Origin of the sequence: Maricaulis maris MCS10 (assembly GCF_000014745.1) — a bacterium.
Lineage (GTDB): Bacteria > Pseudomonadota > Alphaproteobacteria > Caulobacterales > Maricaulaceae > Maricaulis > Maricaulis maris_A.
Genome location: NC_008347.1, coordinates 556062 through 572508 on the forward strand (window position 1 = coordinate 556062; position 16447 = coordinate 572508).

General features: G+C 61.0%; 11 protein-coding genes. 6 read left to right on the forward strand and 5 right to left on the reverse strand.

Features of this window, described 5'->3' with window-relative positions:
• Position 1: 1 nt before the first annotated feature.
• The 3 genes from MMAR10_RS02450 to MMAR10_RS02460 are packed head-to-tail and all read right to left on the reverse strand — an operon-like array spanning position 2 to position 5936.
• Positions 2 to 3220 (reverse strand): efflux RND transporter permease subunit, encoded by a 3219-nt coding sequence (locus tag MMAR10_RS02450; RefSeq protein ID WP_011642415.1) that lies wholly within the window; start codon positions 3218 to 3220, stop codon positions 2 to 4.
• A 29-nt stretch (positions 3221 to 3249) separates the two neighbouring features.
• Complete coding sequence (locus MMAR10_RS02455; RefSeq protein WP_011642416.1) at positions 3250 to 4518, reverse strand: efflux RND transporter periplasmic adaptor subunit; 1269 nt, start codon at positions 4516 to 4518, stop codon at positions 3250 to 3252.
• A gap of 2 nt (positions 4519 to 4520) precedes the next feature.
• Positions 4521 to 5936, reverse strand: coding sequence for an efflux transporter outer membrane subunit (locus MMAR10_RS02460; protein WP_011642417.1), 1416 nt, complete (start codon positions 5934 to 5936; stop codon positions 4521 to 4523).
• A gap of 273 nt (positions 5937 to 6209) precedes the next feature.
• Between MMAR10_RS02460 and MMAR10_RS02465 the strand changes: the two genes are divergently transcribed.
• The 6 genes from MMAR10_RS02465 (at position 6210) to phoB (ending at position 13422) form a co-directional block, all read left to right on the forward strand.
• Positions 6210 to 7607 (forward strand): ATP-binding protein, encoded by a 1398-nt coding sequence (locus MMAR10_RS02465; RefSeq protein WP_233353856.1) that lies wholly within the window; start codon positions 6210 to 6212, stop codon positions 7605 to 7607.
• A 146-nt stretch (positions 7608 to 7753) separates the two neighbouring features.
• Positions 7754 to 9454: a phosphate ABC transporter permease subunit PstC gene (gene pstC, locus MMAR10_RS02470; protein WP_011642419.1), complete on the forward strand. Its 1701-nt coding sequence runs from the start codon at positions 7754 to 7756 to the stop codon at positions 9452 to 9454.
• The gene (pstA, locus tag MMAR10_RS02475; RefSeq protein ID WP_011642420.1) at positions 9447 to 11189 is read left to right on the forward strand and encodes a phosphate ABC transporter permease PstA; all 1743 of its coding nucleotides are present in this window, start codon (positions 9447 to 9449) and stop codon (positions 11187 to 11189) included. Before pstC ends, pstA begins: the two co-directional genes overlap by 8 nt.
• A gap of 4 nt (positions 11190 to 11193) precedes the next feature.
• Positions 11194 to 11985 carry a phosphate ABC transporter ATP-binding protein PstB gene (gene pstB, locus MMAR10_RS02480; protein ID WP_011642421.1) on the forward strand — a complete coding sequence of 264 codons (792 nt, stop codon included), beginning with the start codon at positions 11194 to 11196 and terminating at the stop codon, positions 11983 to 11985.
• 31 nt (positions 11986 to 12016) lie between these two features.
• Positions 12017 to 12700, forward strand: a complete 684-nt coding sequence (gene phoU / locus MMAR10_RS02485; protein ID WP_011642422.1) for a phosphate signaling complex protein PhoU — start codon at positions 12017 to 12019, stop codon at positions 12698 to 12700.
• Between the two features lie 32 nt (positions 12701 to 12732).
• Complete coding sequence (phoB, locus tag MMAR10_RS02490; protein ID WP_011642423.1) at positions 12733 to 13422, forward strand: phosphate regulon transcriptional regulator PhoB; 690 nt, start codon at positions 12733 to 12735, stop codon at positions 13420 to 13422.
• Here the strand turns inward: phoB and MMAR10_RS16850 are convergent, their stop codons facing one another.
• Entirely contained in the window at positions 13423 to 15549 is a 2127-nt protein-coding gene (locus MMAR10_RS16850) for a hypothetical protein (RefSeq protein WP_011642424.1), read from the reverse strand. It lies immediately after the preceding gene.
• A gap of 295 nt (positions 15550 to 15844) precedes the next feature.
• Positions 15845 to 16378, reverse strand: coding sequence for a GcrA family cell cycle regulator (locus tag MMAR10_RS02500; RefSeq protein WP_011642425.1), 534 nt, complete (start codon positions 16376 to 16378; stop codon positions 15845 to 15847).
• Between the last annotated feature and the right edge of the window lie 69 nt (positions 16379 to 16447).

Consider the following 16447-nt stretch of genomic DNA (forward strand, 5'->3'; position numbering starts at 1 on the left):
ATTATTCGGCAGGTGAGTGGTCGAGATGTCCGGCCTGTTCGCCATGGGCGAAATCGGTGTCGGTATAGTGTTCGCCGAGCGATGGTTGTTTCTTGCCTGTCCACATCATCCGGAAGAAGCGGGCGATATCGACCCCTATGGCATACATGGCCGGAACCAGCAGCAAGGTCAGGAACAGGGCGAAGATGACCGCGAAGCCCAGGGCGACGACCATCGGTTTCAGGAATTCCGCCTGGGTCGAGCGCTCGGCCATCATCGGGAAAATCCCGAGGAAGGTGGTGACCGAGGTCAGCAGGATCGGACGGAAGCGTTGCACGCCGGCATCGACCAGCGCCTGGAAGGCACCGACACCATTGGCCCGCAGCCGGTTGACGAAGTCGATCAGCACCAGGTTGTCGTTGATGACAACGCCGGCGGCCGCACCCACCCCGAAATAGGAGAACAGGGCGATCGGCATGCCGAACAGGTAGTGACCGAAAATGGCGCCGGTCAGCGAGAACGGGATGGCGATCATGATGACGATCGGCTGGAAGTAGCTGCGGAAGGCGATCGCCAGCAGCAGGTACATCGAGATCAGCGCGAAGGCGAGCAGGATCAGGACTTCCGACATGAATTCGCGTTCGCCTTCGGCCTGGCCGATCTCGTCCCGCGAAACATGCGGGAAACGGGCCTCGAACACGCTCCAGTAATCGCTTTCAAGACTGGTGTTGATGTCACCACGGGCGGCCGGGTCGGACAGTTCGGCACTGACCGTGATCGTCCGCATGCCATTGCGGCGATTGATGCGGTTCAGGCCCGGGGCAAAGTCAGCCTCGGCAACAGTGTCGAGCGGCACCTGGCGTCCGTCAACGGTCCGGATGCGGATGTCCCGGAATGTGTCCAGCGAACGGCGTGAATCTTCATCGAGGCGGACCATGACGCGGACGTCCTGGCCTTCGCGCGGCAGGCGCTGGACTTCCACACCGTAGAAGGCCTGGCGGACCTGATTGGTCACCTCCGCGAGGGTCAGGCCGATCGCTTGCGCGTTCGGGCGCAGGCCGAGTTGCAATTCCTCGGTCGAGGTCTGCATCGAGTCGACGACATCATAGAGCGTGTCATAGCTGCGCAGCTGCTCTTTCAGATCGTCGGCCGCGGCCCGCAATTCGTCGAGATTCTGACCCGACAGGGCGAAGCGCATGGAGTTTCCGCCATCATTGATCGTCGAGTCGAGGCGGATTTCCTCGGCGTCGGGGATCGGACCCAGGAATTCCCGGATCTGGGCCGCGACTTCCGATGTCGGCAGACCACCGGGGCGGTCAGCCGGATCGGCGAGCGTGATCCAGGCCCGGATCCGGCCATCGGTGGCCAGGGTCGAGCGGCTTTCGATCATGTCGATCTCGCCCGGGTATTCCGCGCGGTAATGGTTCAGTGCCTGGTCCTGCGCCTGGTCCAGTTGCTGGCGGACCTGCTCGGTCCGGTTCCAGGGCGTGCCTTCGGCCAGGGTGATCGAGGTCTGGATGGTCTCGTTCTCGATCTGCGGCATGAAGACCGATCCGACGCGGTTGGTCATCATCAGCGAGATGGAAACGCCGAAGATCAGGAAGAAGCCGAAAAAGGTGGCGTAGCGATTGCGGATACAGGCTTTTGCGATCGGACGGTAAACGCCGCGGGCAAAGCTGAGAAGCGTGCCGGCGATCGCTCGCTGGATCGAGATCAGCGGTCCGAAGAAGCCGGTGTTCGATTGCGGCTTCAGGTGCGACAGGTGAGCCGGCAGGATCAGCAGGGACTCGATCAGCGAGAAGGCCAGGGCGGCGATCACGACCAGCGAGATCTGCCGGGTGAACTGGACTTCGGGCCCGCTCAACAACATCCAGGGCGAGAACATCATGATGGTGGTGATGACGGCGAAGATCACCGGCTTGGCCACCATCTGGGTGCCGACGATCGAGGCGGTCAGCCCCGGTTCGCCGCGTTCGACCCGGTCGTGGATATTCTCCCCGACCACGATGGCGTCATCGACCACGATCCCGATCACCAGCAGGAAGGCAAACAGGGACAGCATGTTCAGCGTCACGCCGAGCATTGGCAGGATCAGGAAGGAACCACCGAAAGCGACGAAGATGCCGACCGTGACCCAGAAGGCGACAATGGGGCGCAGGAAGAGGAAGAGGACGATCAGCACCAGGATCCCGCCGAACATGGCGGAGTTGGCGATGGTCTCCATGCGCGCCGTGTACATCTCCGAATTGTCCCACCACAGCGACAGGTGGACGCCATCGGGAAGGTCGGCGGCCTTGCGGTCGATATAGTCACGAACCGCACGGGAGGTGTCGACAACATCCATGTTGGGTGAGGTCTCGACGACCACCAGAACCATGGTCTCGCCGTTATAGGTGGCTTCAAGGTTGGCATCGGTGAAGCCATCCGTGACCCGGCCGATATCCCGCAGGCGCAGGGTGCCGCCATCAGAGGTCTGCCGGATGATGATTTGTTCGAATTCCGGTGCCGTGTCGGCAAGCTGGCGTGAGGTGATCGGGACTTCGCCCAGCTCGGTGCGGATGGTGCCGGCCGAGGCGTTCAGCGAGCTGGCACGGACAGCGCGGACAATCTCGTCAAAGGTGAGGTCATAGCGACGCAGCGATTCCTCGGAAACCTCGATCGAGACTTCCTCATTGCGGGTCGCCCAGGTGTTGACAATGGACGCACCGGGCAGCTGGGCCACCTCGTCGCGGATCTCCCGCGCGATAGCTTGCATGTCGCGGCGTTCGGCAACGCCGTGCACGGCGAAACCGACCACCTGGTCGTTGTTGCGCCAGGGCGTCACGACCGGCCGGAAAGCGGACTGGGGCAGGTTGTTGACCGAGTCGACTTCCAGTTTGACGGAGTCGATGAACTCGCCGACATCGACCGAGCGCTTGCCCTCGATATTGACAAAGCCGCCCCCCTCACGTGCGGTCGATGTGATGGTTTCGATGCCATCCATGTCCGCCAGGGCTTCTTCGATCCGGACGATGATCTGCTCTTCGATCTCCTGCGGAGACGCGCCCGGCCAGGCCACCGACACCGTGGCGCCGTTGAAGGCTGCTGTCGGGAAGACCTCCCGGTTCAGCGAGTTGTAGCCAAGGTAGCCGCCGAGAACGGCGATGATCATGATCAGGTTGGCGGCGACGGAGTTGCGCGCCCACCAGCCGACAATACCGCCCCGCGGGGCTTCTTCATGAGTGGTGTTCGGATCGGTCATTGCCGTTTTCCTTCCTCGCAGCTGAACGCTTAGCCGTTGCTCGCGACAGCTTCGCTGTCGGCGCCATCAGTGTCGGTTTCAGCAAGCCCTTCGGCGGGGTCTTCGTCATAGGTTGCGGAGTAGGCGGCAATGATTTCGCCGCTCTCGTCGAACGTCTGGATGCGCATGCCGTCGCTGGCACCGCGGATCGGTGAGGTGATGACCATCTCGCCGCCAAGGACACCGGAGGACACCACGACCCGCTCGGCGGTGGAGTCGATGACTTCGACCGTCCGGACCGAAAGCGTGCCACCCTCTTCAGCGACATAGACGCTGTTCTGGCCGCGCAGGGCCGAGCGGGGGAGAATATAGGCATTCTCCACGTCACGGCCGGTGATGTAGGCCGTCACGAACAGGCCGACAGCGAGCGGAGCACCGTCCTGGGCGCCGGCACCATATGGGTCGGCGACTTCGGCAATGGCGTACAGCACGCGGGTCTGCGGATCGATGGCGCTGTCGGTGCGGGTGATGCGGCCCTGCCAGGTCTGGGCGCGACCGGCCAGGGTGGCGCTCAGTTCGACCGGCATGCCTTCGCCGTCGGCGGCATTATAGGCGATCGGAATGCCCAGCAGGCCGAGCTCATGGTCGGTCAGCGGCAGGCGGACCAGGATGGCGTCGGTTGAAAACACCGTGCCCAGCTGCGTGCCCGGAGACACATACTGGCCGAGGTCGGCATTCTTGGCGCGGACGCGTCCGCTGAACGGTGCCGAGATGCGGGTGCGCTGCAGGTCGAGACGGGCAGACTGCAAGGTGGCATTGGCGGCGGCCAGCTGGGCACGCGCTTCGGCCAGTTGCGGTTCGCGCAGGGTCAGCGACGAGGCTTCGCCGTCACCCAGTTCGGCCCACTCGCTGGCGGCGAGCTCGGATTCGGCCTGCTCGCGCGTCAGCGCTTGCTGCGCCTGGGCGACCTGGGCTGAGGCCCGGGTCACGGCCAGACGGTAATCGGCGTCGTCGATCTGGACCAGGGTTTCACCGGCCTCGAAGAAACCGCCCTCGATGAAGTCCGGGTTGACGAAGGTGATGCGGCCGGCGACTTGCGGCACCAGGGTGATCTGGGTGCGTGGGCGGGCCTCGCCCTGCGATGACACCTGCAGCGCGATCGAGTCGAGCCGGGCCTGGTCGACGAAGACCGCGACCGGCCGCGGCGCGGCATTGGCCCGCTCCGGCTCTGCCTGCGTCCCGAACAACATGACGATGATCCCCACGCCGACGACACCGACGACAGCGAGAATGATGAAACGTCCCAAGAAACTACCCATGATTATTCTCCTGTCTGCGCGGCCGGGTCTGCGGACTGGGCCGCGGAGAAATCGCCGGCGAGGGCGAGGTAAAGATCGACACGATTGGTCGCGCGTTCGCGACGCGCCGAGATGTATTGGCTTTCAGCGCTGATCCGGCGCGACTGCGCGGTCAGCAATTCAAAGATTGTGGATACGCCGCGGGCGTACTCGCGGATGACAAGGTCCTCCGCCGCTGCGGCCTCTTCATAGGCTTCGCGCAAATTCTCGACCCGCTGGGCCAGGATGGCGTCACCATGAATGGCGTTTTCGGCTTCCTGCCAGGCGGTGAGGACGGTTGCGACATAGCTGGCAACCAGGCCTTCGGCGTTGGCGTAGACCTGGTCGCGTTGGGCGATCAGGCTGCCACCGTCAAAGATCGGTGCGACCAGCGAGGCCGTCAGGCTGGAGACCAGGGTGTCGAGGTCGAACATGTCGGCCACATCGAGACCGCCGGTGCCGGACGAACCGCGCAGGGACAGGCTCGGGATGAGCGCCTTGGCGGCAGCTTGCGACTGCAGGCCGGCAGCATCGAGGCGATCCTCGGCGGCGCGGACATCAGGGCGCCGGGTGAGCAGGTCAACCGGCGAGCCCAGACCGCCCAGCTCATCAAAGGCCGGGAAGTCGGCTTCCGGGGCCAAGGAGGCAGACGGGTAGCGACCGAGCAATGTTTCCAGGCTGCGGGCCGACGCCGCCTCGGCGCGTTGCCGGGACGCCAGTGCGGCTTCCGAGGACGACAGCGCACTGCGTGCGGTCCGCACGTCGGAACTGCGAACCAGCCCGCGGGCGAAGCGCCGCTCCGTGAGATCAAGAGAGCTTTGGCGCGTCGCCACATCGCGTTCGGCGAGTTCGGTCTGCAGGCGGGCCTCGATCAGTGAGAACCATCCCTTGGCCACCAGGCCGGCAATGGACAATTGGGCAGCGCGCAGGTCTTCCGCGGCCGCATCGGCGTTGAGTCCGCTGGCTCGGGCATTGTCGCGCAGGGCGCCCCACAAATCGGATTCCCAGGAGGCGGAGAGGCCGAGGCCGTAGCTGTTCGAGCCGGAACCGACATTCGGCTGCGAGCGCTGATAGCTGGCGCTGGCGTCGAGCTGGGGCATATAGCGAGCGCCGTCGACCCGGGCCGCCGCCTGGGCGCCGTGGAAGCGGGCGAGAGACTGGGCGAGCGTCGGATTGCCGGCAAAGGCCGCGTCGATCAGCGCTGTCAGTCGCTCATCCTGCATTGATGCGACCCAGTCACGGGCCAGCTCGGCACCGGCGTCGCCGCTTCCGGCTGACCACGCGACCGGCGCTGTTGGCAAAGTGCCCTCGGCGCTGAAGTCGCGGGTCTCGAACGCCTGCAGGGTGCTGCAGGAGGCGGTGGCCAGCGCGGTGGCGATTACTAACAAACGTTTTGCCATGCGGGGTTCCTGCACGTCTTGTTCTCGATTGGATTTGCATCCTAGAAAGGGCATAGCGAAAGTCAACATTTTTTTATCGAAAAACACTAAATGCATAGCGAATGGCATGAAAACTCTCTCGAAATTCGTGATGTCATTGGCCTGCGCACACAAGTTTGATGCCGCAGGCTCGTCATTTGGATGCAAATCGGGATAGAAGGCCTGCAGGCGACAGGAAAATCGGCCCGAATGGGCGGTTACATGACGCAATGCGGGCGCGAAGGCGACTAAAACTTGAGCAATAAAAGGGACTCAGAGGCACCGCATAGCCGTATCCGGCGCCGCGATACCGCGGCGGTCGCATCCATTGGCTGCATGGTGCTGGTGCTGTTCTGGCTGTTCAACGAATTGGGCTCGCTGGAAACACTTGTGGCGATCGCGACCATCGCCGCCCTGTCCACATTCTATTACCTGACCATCAGCACGACCTTGAACCCGACGCCGGAAGCCTTGCCCGTGCGCGATGTCGACGACGCCGAGGGTATCACCAAGGCGCGGGCCCAGATCATGCTGGAGAACCTGCCCATTCCGGTTCTGCTGATCGGCGGTGGCGGCCGGATCGAGATCGCCAACCCGGCGGCACGGGCCTTTCTCGGTCTCGGCGCCGCGACGGGGCATCTGTCGGCCGTGCTCCGCCAACCCCAGGTCCTCGAGGCCGTCAGTGCCGCTCTGCGCGGGAAAACGGTCGAGCCGGTCGAGTATTCCCTCATGGCTCCGGTGGAGAGTCATGTTCGTGCCTTTGTGGCGCCGCTTGCCAGCGAGGAAGACCCGTCACTGCCATGGCGCGCTATGCTGGTGTTGTCGGACGAGACATCGATCAAGCGAGCGGACCGAATGCGGGCCGATTTTCTGGCCAATGCCAGTCATGAGTTGCGGACCCCGTTGGCGTCTCTGGCCGGGTTCATCGAGACCCTCCGCGGCCATGCCAAGGACGATCCCGAAGCGCGAGAGCGCTTTCTCGGCATCATGTTCGACCAGACCGAGCGGATGCAGCGGCTGATCAATGACCTGCTCTCATTATCGCGCGTCGAGATGGACGAGCATGTCCGCCCCAGCGGCCGGGCCGACATGGAGGCGATCATCGAGGATGTTGTTGATGTCCTGCGTCCGCAGATCGCTGAAAAATCAATCGAACTGTCGCTGGAAGTCATGCCGGCAGAAGTCGTTGGAGATCGCGACCAGCTGCTGGAAGTGGTCATGAACCTGGTCGAAAACGCGATCAAATACTCACGTGCCGGCTCGAGCGTGGTCATAAGCCTGTCCAGCGATCTGTCTCGCGACCAGGCCGAGCGGCCAGGATTGATCCTGGGTGATGAAGCGAGCCGGCTGACCCTGGCAGCGCCGGTTTCGGAAGCGGGAGACCGTTATGCGGCTGTCCGCATCCGCGATGGCGGCAAGGGAATCGAGCGACGCAATCTGCCGCGACTGTCCGAGCGCTTCTATCGTGTGGACGGCCAGAAGAGTGGGCCGCGTGAGGGCACCGGTCTTGGTCTGGCCATCGTCAAACATATCGTCAACCGGCACCGGGGTGGATTTACCGTCGAGAGCCGACCAGACGCGGGATCCGTGTTCAGTGTGTTTTTCCCGATGCCAAAGATGCAGTCAAAAGTACAAGCCAAGCCAGTGGCTTGAGCCGGTTCGGGAAAATAGTCTGCGAGCAGGACCGGCGTTGTCACAAAACTGTAGCTAAGCTGTCATAAACGGGGCCCGCACCCGGCGTAAAAGACGAGCCGGGGCGCACGGGTCCGGGCCACCATCGGCGAGCCGAGGGGAATTGCATGTCCATTATCGCCATCGTCGCTCTTGCGATCATCGTGATGCTGGCCGGCGGCTTTTACGTCGGTCGCTCACGCGCCATTGCGGCAGTCTCGGGCGCGACGGCCGGGTTGCATTCCCTGCCCAACTATCACGGCTATTACATCGCTATCTGGACTGGTCTGCCGGCCTTTCTGATGCTGGCGGCTTTCGGCATGTTTGGCTCCACGCTAGTCGACCGGTTGACTGCGGCGGAGCTGCGACGCGATGCGCTGGAATTGTCCGCCAGTTTTGAAAGTGCCATGGACACGGATGGCCGCTACCAGGAGCTGGTCGAGGCGATAGGCGTCCTGCGCGAACGGGCCGACGCCACTTATGACGAGATCGCGACCCTGCGCGGCGCTGACGGGGCCGAGCGGGACCCGGCCCGACTGGAAGCCCTCGGTGTCGAGCAGACCGATCTGGTCAACCAGATTGCCACCGCCGAGGAGGCCCGTCTCAATCGTCGGGCGATGTTGCGTGATGGTGTCTCCGAGGCCGCAGCCACCGCTGGCGCCAGCATCCAGGCGATGGCCGGCTTCGAGCTGGTTCACGCGCCGCGGGAACGGCGACAGCTGTTCCTGGCCGATGCCCGGCGTATTGCGGTCGGTGACCTGGCCAGCCGCGCCAGTCCGGAACTGGATGCAGCGGCGCAGATCGTCGCACGTCACAACACCCAGCTGCGTCGGCTGACGGCCGGCCTGGCGCTGGCGCTGGCCGTCGGTGGCCTGTTGCGCACACGTGGGCAGATCGCGGCCAGCTTTCGTGCCCGCAATCATGTCGAAAGCCTGGTCACCGCGATGCTTTTCCTGTCATCGGTGATCGCGATCATGACGACGGTCGGCATCGTGTTCTCGCTGTTGTTTGAAAGCATCCGCTTTTTCTCGACCGTTCCGCTCACCGAATTCCTGTTCGGTCTGCAATGGTCGCCGCAGATCGCCCTGCGGGCAGACCAGGTCGGCCAGTCCGGTGCCTTCGGTGCCGTACCTCTGTTTGCCGGGACGGCCATGATCACCTTCATCGCCATGATCGTCGCCGTACCGATCGGGCTTCTGTCGGCCATCTATCTGTCCGAATACGCCGGTCCGCGCTTTCGACTGACGGCCAAGCCGGTCCTGGAAATCCTCGCTGGCGTTCCGACCGTCGTCTACGGCTTCTTTGCCCTGCTGACCGTTGGGCCGGCCATCCGCGGCTTCTTCTCGATGATCGGCTTTGAGGATGTGGTGACCCAGAGTGCCCTTTCGGCAGGCCTGGTCATGGGGGTGATGATCATCCCCTTCATTTCCTCTCTCAGCGACGACGTCATCAATTCGGTGCCGCAATCCCTGCGCGACGGCTCTTACGCCATGGGCGCCACCAAGTCGGAAACGATAGGGCGGGTGATCATGCCGGCCGCGCTACCCGGTATTGTCGGCGCCATCCTGCTGGCCGTGTCGCGCGCCGTGGGTGAGACGATGATTGTCGTCATGGCCGCAGGCCAGGGCGCAAACCTCACAGCCAATCCGCTGGAATCTGTCACGACGATCACGGTGCAGATCGTGATGCTTCTGACCGGCGACCAGGAGTTTGACAGCCCGAAGACCCTGTCAGCCTTTGCCCTCGGTCTGGTTCTCTTTGTCATCACCCTGGTGATGAACGTCATCGCCCTGCGCGTCGTGCAACGATACCGGGAAAAATATGACTGATACGCCCGACATCTCGCCGATCCGGACCGCCGTCCGCAAAAATCTGGGCGCACGCTATCGTGCCGAGCTGCGCTTTCGCGCTGCCGGGCTGGGGGCGGTCGCTACGGCTGTCGGCATCCTGATCATATTGCTCAGCTCGATCGTCTCGGGCGGCCTGCCCGCCTTCACCGCACACGAGCTGGCGCTCACCGTCGATCTCGACCGCGAAACGGTCGATCCGAGGGGCGATGGCAGCGAGGAATCCCTTCGGCGGGGCAGCTATAGCCGGATCCTGCAGGACGCCATGCGGGCAGAGTTCCCCGAGGTTCAGGGCCGTCGTGACCTGCGCAATCTGTTCAGCCTCTACACAGCGCTCAACGCAACGCGGTTGATGGATGAAGTGCTCGAGGATCCGACGCTGATCGGTACCCGGCATACATTCACCATGCCGCTGGCAGATGACCTCGACCTCTATCTCAAGGGTCACCTGGTCGATGACCGGACGCTGGCGACCAGCGGCACCCTGTCCGTCAGCGGCGATGATGGTGAGGTGCGCGTTCAGTCCAGCGCCACGGATTTCCGGGATTTCGCGGCTGAAGTGACACGCGGCCTGCGGGCCCGGGCGACGCTGTTGGAAGTCGACGCCGAGGCGCTGGAAGTCCGCGCCGGAGAGCTGACGGGCACCGAGGCCGAGGACATGCTGTATGACGCCGGCATCAACCGTCGCCAGGCGGCAGACATCCGCTCTGCGCTGGAGGCAGGCGCCGGTCCGATCGCGCTGGATGACAGCCTGCCCAGTGTCATCGTCGAAACGGATGGCCGCGCCGTCTTGCTGACCGGTCTGGCGCGCGATGGTGCCGGGGCAAGCGGCCGTTTCCTGCTGGGCAGCGGTTCAGTCGAAGCGACCGACGACTGGACCCTCTACGTCATCGACACGCCGGCAGAACGTCGCCGGGTATCGGACCAGCTGATCGTGTGGACCCGGGCCCTTGAGGCACGCGGCGCCATCAATGCCGTGTTCAACACCTATCTGTTTGCCAATGCCGACAGCCGCGAGCCTGAACTCGCCGGGGTCAAGGGCGCGCTCTATGGCTCGATCCTGACCATGATCATCACCATCATGATCTCGGTGCCGATCGGTGTCTTTACCGCGCTCTATCTCGAGGAGTATGCGCCGAAGAACCGGTTCACCGCCCTGATCGAGGTCAATATCAACAATCTCGCAGCGGTGCCGTCGATCGTCTTCGGCCTGCTGGGCCTGGCAGTGTTCATCAACGCCTTCGGCCTGCCGCGCTCGGCGCCCCTGGTCGGCGGCCTGGTCCTGTCGCTGATGACTTTGCCCACCGTGATCATCGCCACACGCGCTGCCCTCCAGGCCGTGCCGCAATCGATCCGGCAGGCGGCCCTGGCTGTGGGGGCGTCGCGGACCCAGACCGTGTTCCATCATGTTCTGCCATTGGCCGCGCCCGGCATCCTGACCGGTGCCATTATCGGCCTGGCCCAAGCGCTGGGCGAAACCGCGCCGCTGCTGATGATCGGCATGGTCGCCTTTATCGCCGACGCGCCGACGCTGGGGCTCGAAGGTTTCACCCAGCCTGCTACCGTAATGCCGGTCCAGATCTTTCTGTGGTCGGACGGGGCCGAGCGGGCGTTCCAGGCCCGCACCGGTGCCGCAATCCTTGTTCTTCTCGCGCTGATGATCGGGTTCAACGCCCTGGCCATTTATCTGCGCCGTCGCTTCGAGCGGAGATGGTAGTTCCATGACCGATACCCCTCAAAATCCCACCGCCGACCTGCCGATCAAGGTCACCGCGCGCAATGTGACGGTGAGCTATTCCGGCAAGCAGGCGCTGCACGATGTGTCGATCGACATTCCCGACCGCTCGGTCACGGCCTTCATCGGCCCGTCGGGTTGTGGCAAGTCGACCTTCCTGCGCTGCCTCAACCGGATGAATGATACGATCGACGGGGCTGTGGTCGGTGGGTCGCTGACAATTGACGGCCAGGAGATCAACGACAAGACGATCGACCCTGTGGTCCTGCGGGCCAGTGTCGGCATGGTGTTCCAGAAACCGAACCCCTTTCCCAAGTCGATCTATGACAATGTCGCCTACGGCCCCCGCATCCATGGCCTCGCCCTGACGCGGCCAGAGCTCGACGAAATCGTCGAAAATGCCCTGCGCAAGGCCGGCCTGTGGAATGAAGTGTCAGATCGCCTGAACCATCCCGGAACCGGCCTGTCCGGCGGCCAGCAGCAACGTCTCGTCATTGCCCGCGCCATCGCCGTCAATCCGGAAGTCATCCTGATGGATGAGCCGTGTTCGGCCCTCGATCCGATCGCGACGGCGCGGATCGAAGAACTGATCGACGAGCTGCGCGAGAATTACTGCATCATCATCGTCACCCATTCGATGCAACAGGCGGCGCGGGTCTCCCAGCACACGGCCTTCTTTCATATGGGCAATCTGGTCGAATACGGGCCGACCGAGGACATTTTCACCAATCCGCGCGACACCCGCACGCAGGACTACATCACCGGACGCTTCGGCTAGGCCGCGGCATCCATCGAGAGGAGGGCCAGCAATGGCGCTTTCCAGAACGTCACATATTGTCACCGCCTATGGCGAAGAGCTGGATCAGCTCGCTGATGATCTCGCCCGCATGGGCGGTCTGGTCGAGACCCAGCTTGAAAAGGCGATCTCCGCCGTCGTTCGCCGTGATGCCAGTGTCAAACCGGACATCAAGGCCCGCGAAGTCCAGGTCAATGCCCTGCAGGTCGATGTCGAGCGGCGGGTCTTGCGCCTTTTCGCCCTGCGCCAGCCGCTGGCGACTGATCTGCGCATGACGATCTCCGCGCTCAAGGTCGCTACCGACCTCGAGCGGGTCGGGGATCTGGCCAAGAATATTGCTTATCGCGCTGGAGACCTGGCAGATTATGCGCCTGTCGCGCTGACGCAGCAGGTCGAGCGTCTCGGCGCCATCGTGATCAAGCAGTTGCGCGAAGTGCTGGATGCCCTGTCCTCGGCCGATGTCGAGCCGGCCGTGCGGGTCTGGCATTCCGATGACGAGGTCGATGAGCGCTACAACACGCTGGTCCGTGAAATGCTGATGTCGATGACCGAGGACTCCGGCCTGGTCGGCCCGGGCGTGCACATCCTGTTCGTCGCCAAGAATCTCGAACGCATTGGCGATCACGCCACCAATATTGCCGAAGCCGTCCATTTCATGGTCACGGCCTCACCGCTGGTCGAAGACGCCCAGTCCTGACAACGACAGCACTCGATACCCGGAGCCGGTCGATGAAAGCCCATGTCCTTGTTGTAGAAGACGAAGATGCCCTGGCCACCCTGCTGCAGTACAATCTGGAGAAGGAAGGCTATTCGGTCGCGGTCGCCCGCGATGGTGAAGATGCCCTGATGCAGGCCGAGGAAACCACGCCCGATCTGGTGATGGTCGACTGGATGCTGCCGAAAGTCTCGGGCATCGAAGTCTGCCGCCGGCTGCGTGGCCGCCAGGAAACGGCCAATGTCCCGATCATCATGCTGACAGCGCGCGGTGAGGAGACGGATCGTGTGCGTGGTCTGGATACCGGCGCCGACGACTATGTCGTGAAGCCCTTCTCGATGACCGAGCTGTTCGCCCGTATCCGCGCCGTCCTGCGCCGGATCCGCCCGGGCCTCGCCGAGGATGTGATCGAGGCCGGCGACATCACCATGGACCGGGTCGCGCACCGTGTGAAACGGGCCGATCGCGAGATTCATCTCGGGCCGACCGAGTTTCGCCTGCTGGACTATCTGATGCAGCACCCGGGGCGGGTCTTCTCGCGTGAGCAATTGCTGGACGCGGTCTGGGGTTCGGACGTCTATGTCGAGGCCCGCACGGTTGACGTCCATGTCGGACGCTTGCGCAAGGCGCTCAACAACAAGGAAGAACGCGACCCGATCCGCACCGTCCGCTCGGCCGGGTATGCGTTTGACGTGAATGCGTGATTACTCATCAAGGAATTGAAGCCGAAACTCAGATTTGAGACTTTCCAGGGGAACCTGCTGGATTGTATTAGACATGAGTTTTTTGGCGAGGAACTCGATGGCACGTGATCGAAGACTAGGGCCTACTAACGGCGCACGTAGCGCTGCGCTAAGAGCAATTACTGCCAAGATGGGTACTATAAATACGGTATTGATGTTTTCTTTATCTATAATGTAGCCAACTGCAGTAATTGCAATTGTAGTTACAAACAGAACAAGATTGCATAAATCGAACATTTTCGCTGCGAAGGGGGTTTGTCGGTTCAGTTTTTCTTCGAAATGGGACCGAATTTGATGCGCTTCCCAGTTCCTTTCTGAGAGCATTTCTTTCGCATTTACATAAGCCCTATCAATTTCTCTATTTTCATCTTCCAGCGCTTGTCTTTGAGCGAGATGTCGCTCTGCATCTTTTTTTCTTTCCCTTCGAAATTTTACGCGTTCCGCCTCGGCAGTGCTTTTCCGCATCGCCTCGAGCAGCTGCTCAGGCTCAGAAGCAGAAATGGGCATTTTGGCGTTTAAAACCACGAGTTCTTCGACAGCAAGAGGGTCCCTTAGAGCAAGTTCAAATTGTTCCGCGTCTTCCATGCTTAATGATTCTGCGGCCCGAACTCTCGCTTTTTCGATAATGCCCTTGTTGCTCGTCAATAAACGTTGGCATGTCGCGAATAACTGTAGGCTCGGCAATTTGGTCGCAGCCTCGGAAGATAGTCGAATCCAGAGCAACGCCGCTAATGTTGAGGTTTCTATTACATACTGAGCTGAAAATTTCGGAACTCTAGGTATGTGGTCTCTAACAAATCTTGCTCCAAAGCTGACAAATGTGGCGTTTCTCGTTGCCAACATGTAACGCGATTTCAGAATGTCCGACTTGTATGTCGTTCCGCGCTTTCTGACGACGTATGCGAATGAAAAAGCATCGCGTTGGCGACGAATAACACTAGTAGAATCTCTGCCGAAGTGCGCTAAGCTAGTAAATTCCTCAATTAGGTCGTTTGAAAAATGGCTATGTTCATTCGGATACGATGATGGATCGAAATTAAGCACTGATACACCAAGATTTTCAACTAAACGATCAGGAGACCGGATGAATTGGCGAGCTATGTGCTCATTGCCAGAAGACTCTCGCAACGCGTCTCCGACTAACCCCCACCTTGATGATTTATCTTTATCTATAACAGTTTGGACAATTTCCACCGCTTCTTCAATGCAATGACTCAATGTTACAAGTTTGATTCCTGCTTCTTTGGATACTTCAACTATCCGAGCAAGGGCTAACTTTCTCGCGGTGCCGCTCAGGCCGATTAAATCAAGTACAACCGGCCCGTCGAATACTAGCGTTAAATCCACTTCACCTGTCGCCCACTCCGGCGCGGCGGTCAGACCTCGAACTGCGCGGAATACAAATCCAGCCGCAGCGAATTTCGCTATTTTTTCTAATGTTATTGGGTCGTTTCGGCGGCAATAGTTAATAAATTGGGCATATCGAAAAAGTCGATACTTATCGAAGTCAGTGACGACTTCATCATCATCCTCTCCATCTTCCCCATTTCTTCCGATTTTGTATGTGAAATTCCTGGAAATAAGCCTTTGGGCGGATTCATTCGCCTTGTTCTGATAGGCTTTGTCTTCGGATGTCAGCCAGTCTAGGAGATCTGTGTTCCATTCGACACGGTTTTGAGTCGATACGCCTAGTGGGTCAGCTCTGTCATCCATAAATTCCCAGAAGGCGTTTGTGATGTCAGAGAATGTTGTTTCTAGGAGTATTTCATCATTCTCGTGGTCTGAGCATATTTCAGCCGAGACCCTATAAATGGCACTATTTTCTTTTGTCGCAATTTTGGTGAGATGGTTGTTCGCGGCGAGCATTGGGACAATGGCTTGGCTTACCAACTCGGTGAACCCAGTGCCGAAGACCTGCTGCGCAGCATTAATAAATTTTTTTTGATCGAATATTTGCCCAGCTTGTTCCGCCAAAAAGGTTGAGAATACGTCGGCAACTACCGCCTGGGGAGACTTGCCACTTGAGGCCGCTACTTGAAGCATCGCGACCAACGCTGGGCGATCCTGTCCAAGATGTGTTGTTGTCATGGTGAGCTTCCATCTAGCGGTTCACTATTCTGTAGGTTGCCGGTTTTGGGTGCAATCGTAAATACTATCTTGTGGGCTCACATTATTAAGGTGGCGCATTTCCTATGTGTCGCGAGCGGTAAGTGTTGTTGTGGTGTTGATGCGCTCTATTGATTGCGACGGAGATAGTAGGGGCGATCGCTTTAATTCTGATTGGTCGAATGTGTGGCTGTGGTGTGAGCTTGAAGCAAAAAAAACGGCCGCCTCGAGAACGAGGCGGCCATTGTCTGTCCCGGTACCTGGGTGAGGGGTCGGGTCAGAAATTGAAGCGGCGCGTGGCGGCGATGGCGTCAAGCGCGGCGTTGGCGTCCGATGTGCGACGGCGGCGTTTCTGGCTCGGCTGGTAGGCCATGTCGGAATGCGCGTTGCAATACGCCTGGCCCGTATCGGCCTTGCGACCGCAGAAACGGAATTCAGACTGGGACGGATCGCCGATCGGCCATTTGCACATGCTTTCGCGAAGCGTCAGCACGGTGGCAAATTCACCGGAGGGAAGAACGGCTGGCTCCACCGGCGCCGGCGTTGCAGCCGGGGGCGCTGAGGGGGAGGGGCGCGCAACAGTGCGTGCCGCCGGCGCGGTGGAAGCCGTTGTAGTGCGCGGACGGGAGGGCTTTGTGGCCCGGCGGGCCGGACGCGAGGGTGTCGCACGACCTGACAAACCCAGGCGGTGAACCTTGCCAATGACGGCATTGCGGGTCACACCACCGAGCTGTTTCGCAATCTGACTCGCGCTCAGGCCTTCCGACCAGAGTTTCTTGAGTTCTTCTACGCGTTCGTCAGTCCAAGCCATTGCCCTCGTCTCCCGTCTGGGATGCGCTTGCTTACCTTGATGATGGTAAACCGCGCATTGCTCAATGCA

What these genes read in the sequence shown, in the direction of transcription:
- MMAR10_RS02450 (WP_011642415.1), bottom strand. Translation starts at nt 3,220, where the DNA reads ATGACCGATCCGAACACCACTCATGAAGAAGCCCCGCGGGGCGGTATT.
- MMAR10_RS02455 (WP_011642416.1), bottom strand. Translation starts at nt 4,518, where the DNA reads ATGGGTAGTTTCTTGGGACGTTTCATCATTCTCGCTGTCGTCGGTGTC.
- MMAR10_RS02460 (WP_011642417.1), bottom strand. Translation starts at nt 5,936, where the DNA reads ATGGCAAAACGTTTGTTAGTAATCGCCACCGCGCTGGCCACCGCCTCC.
- pstC (WP_011642419.1), top strand. Translation starts at nt 7,754, where the DNA reads ATGTCCATTATCGCCATCGTCGCTCTTGCGATCATCGTGATGCTGGCC.
- pstA (WP_011642420.1), top strand. Translation starts at nt 9,447, where the DNA reads ATGACTGATACGCCCGACATCTCGCCGATCCGGACCGCCGTCCGCAAA.
- pstB (WP_011642421.1), top strand. Translation starts at nt 11,194, where the DNA reads ATGACCGATACCCCTCAAAATCCCACCGCCGACCTGCCGATCAAGGTC.
- phoU (WP_011642422.1), top strand. Translation starts at nt 12,017, where the DNA reads ATGGCGCTTTCCAGAACGTCACATATTGTCACCGCCTATGGCGAAGAG.
- phoB (WP_011642423.1), top strand. Translation starts at nt 12,733, where the DNA reads ATGAAAGCCCATGTCCTTGTTGTAGAAGACGAAGATGCCCTGGCCACC.
- MMAR10_RS16850 (WP_011642424.1), bottom strand. Translation starts at nt 15,549, where the DNA reads ATGACAACAACACATCTTGGACAGGATCGCCCAGCGTTGGTCGCGATG.
- MMAR10_RS02500 (WP_011642425.1), bottom strand. Translation starts at nt 16,378, where the DNA reads ATGGCTTGGACTGACGAACGCGTAGAAGAACTCAAGAAACTCTGGTCG.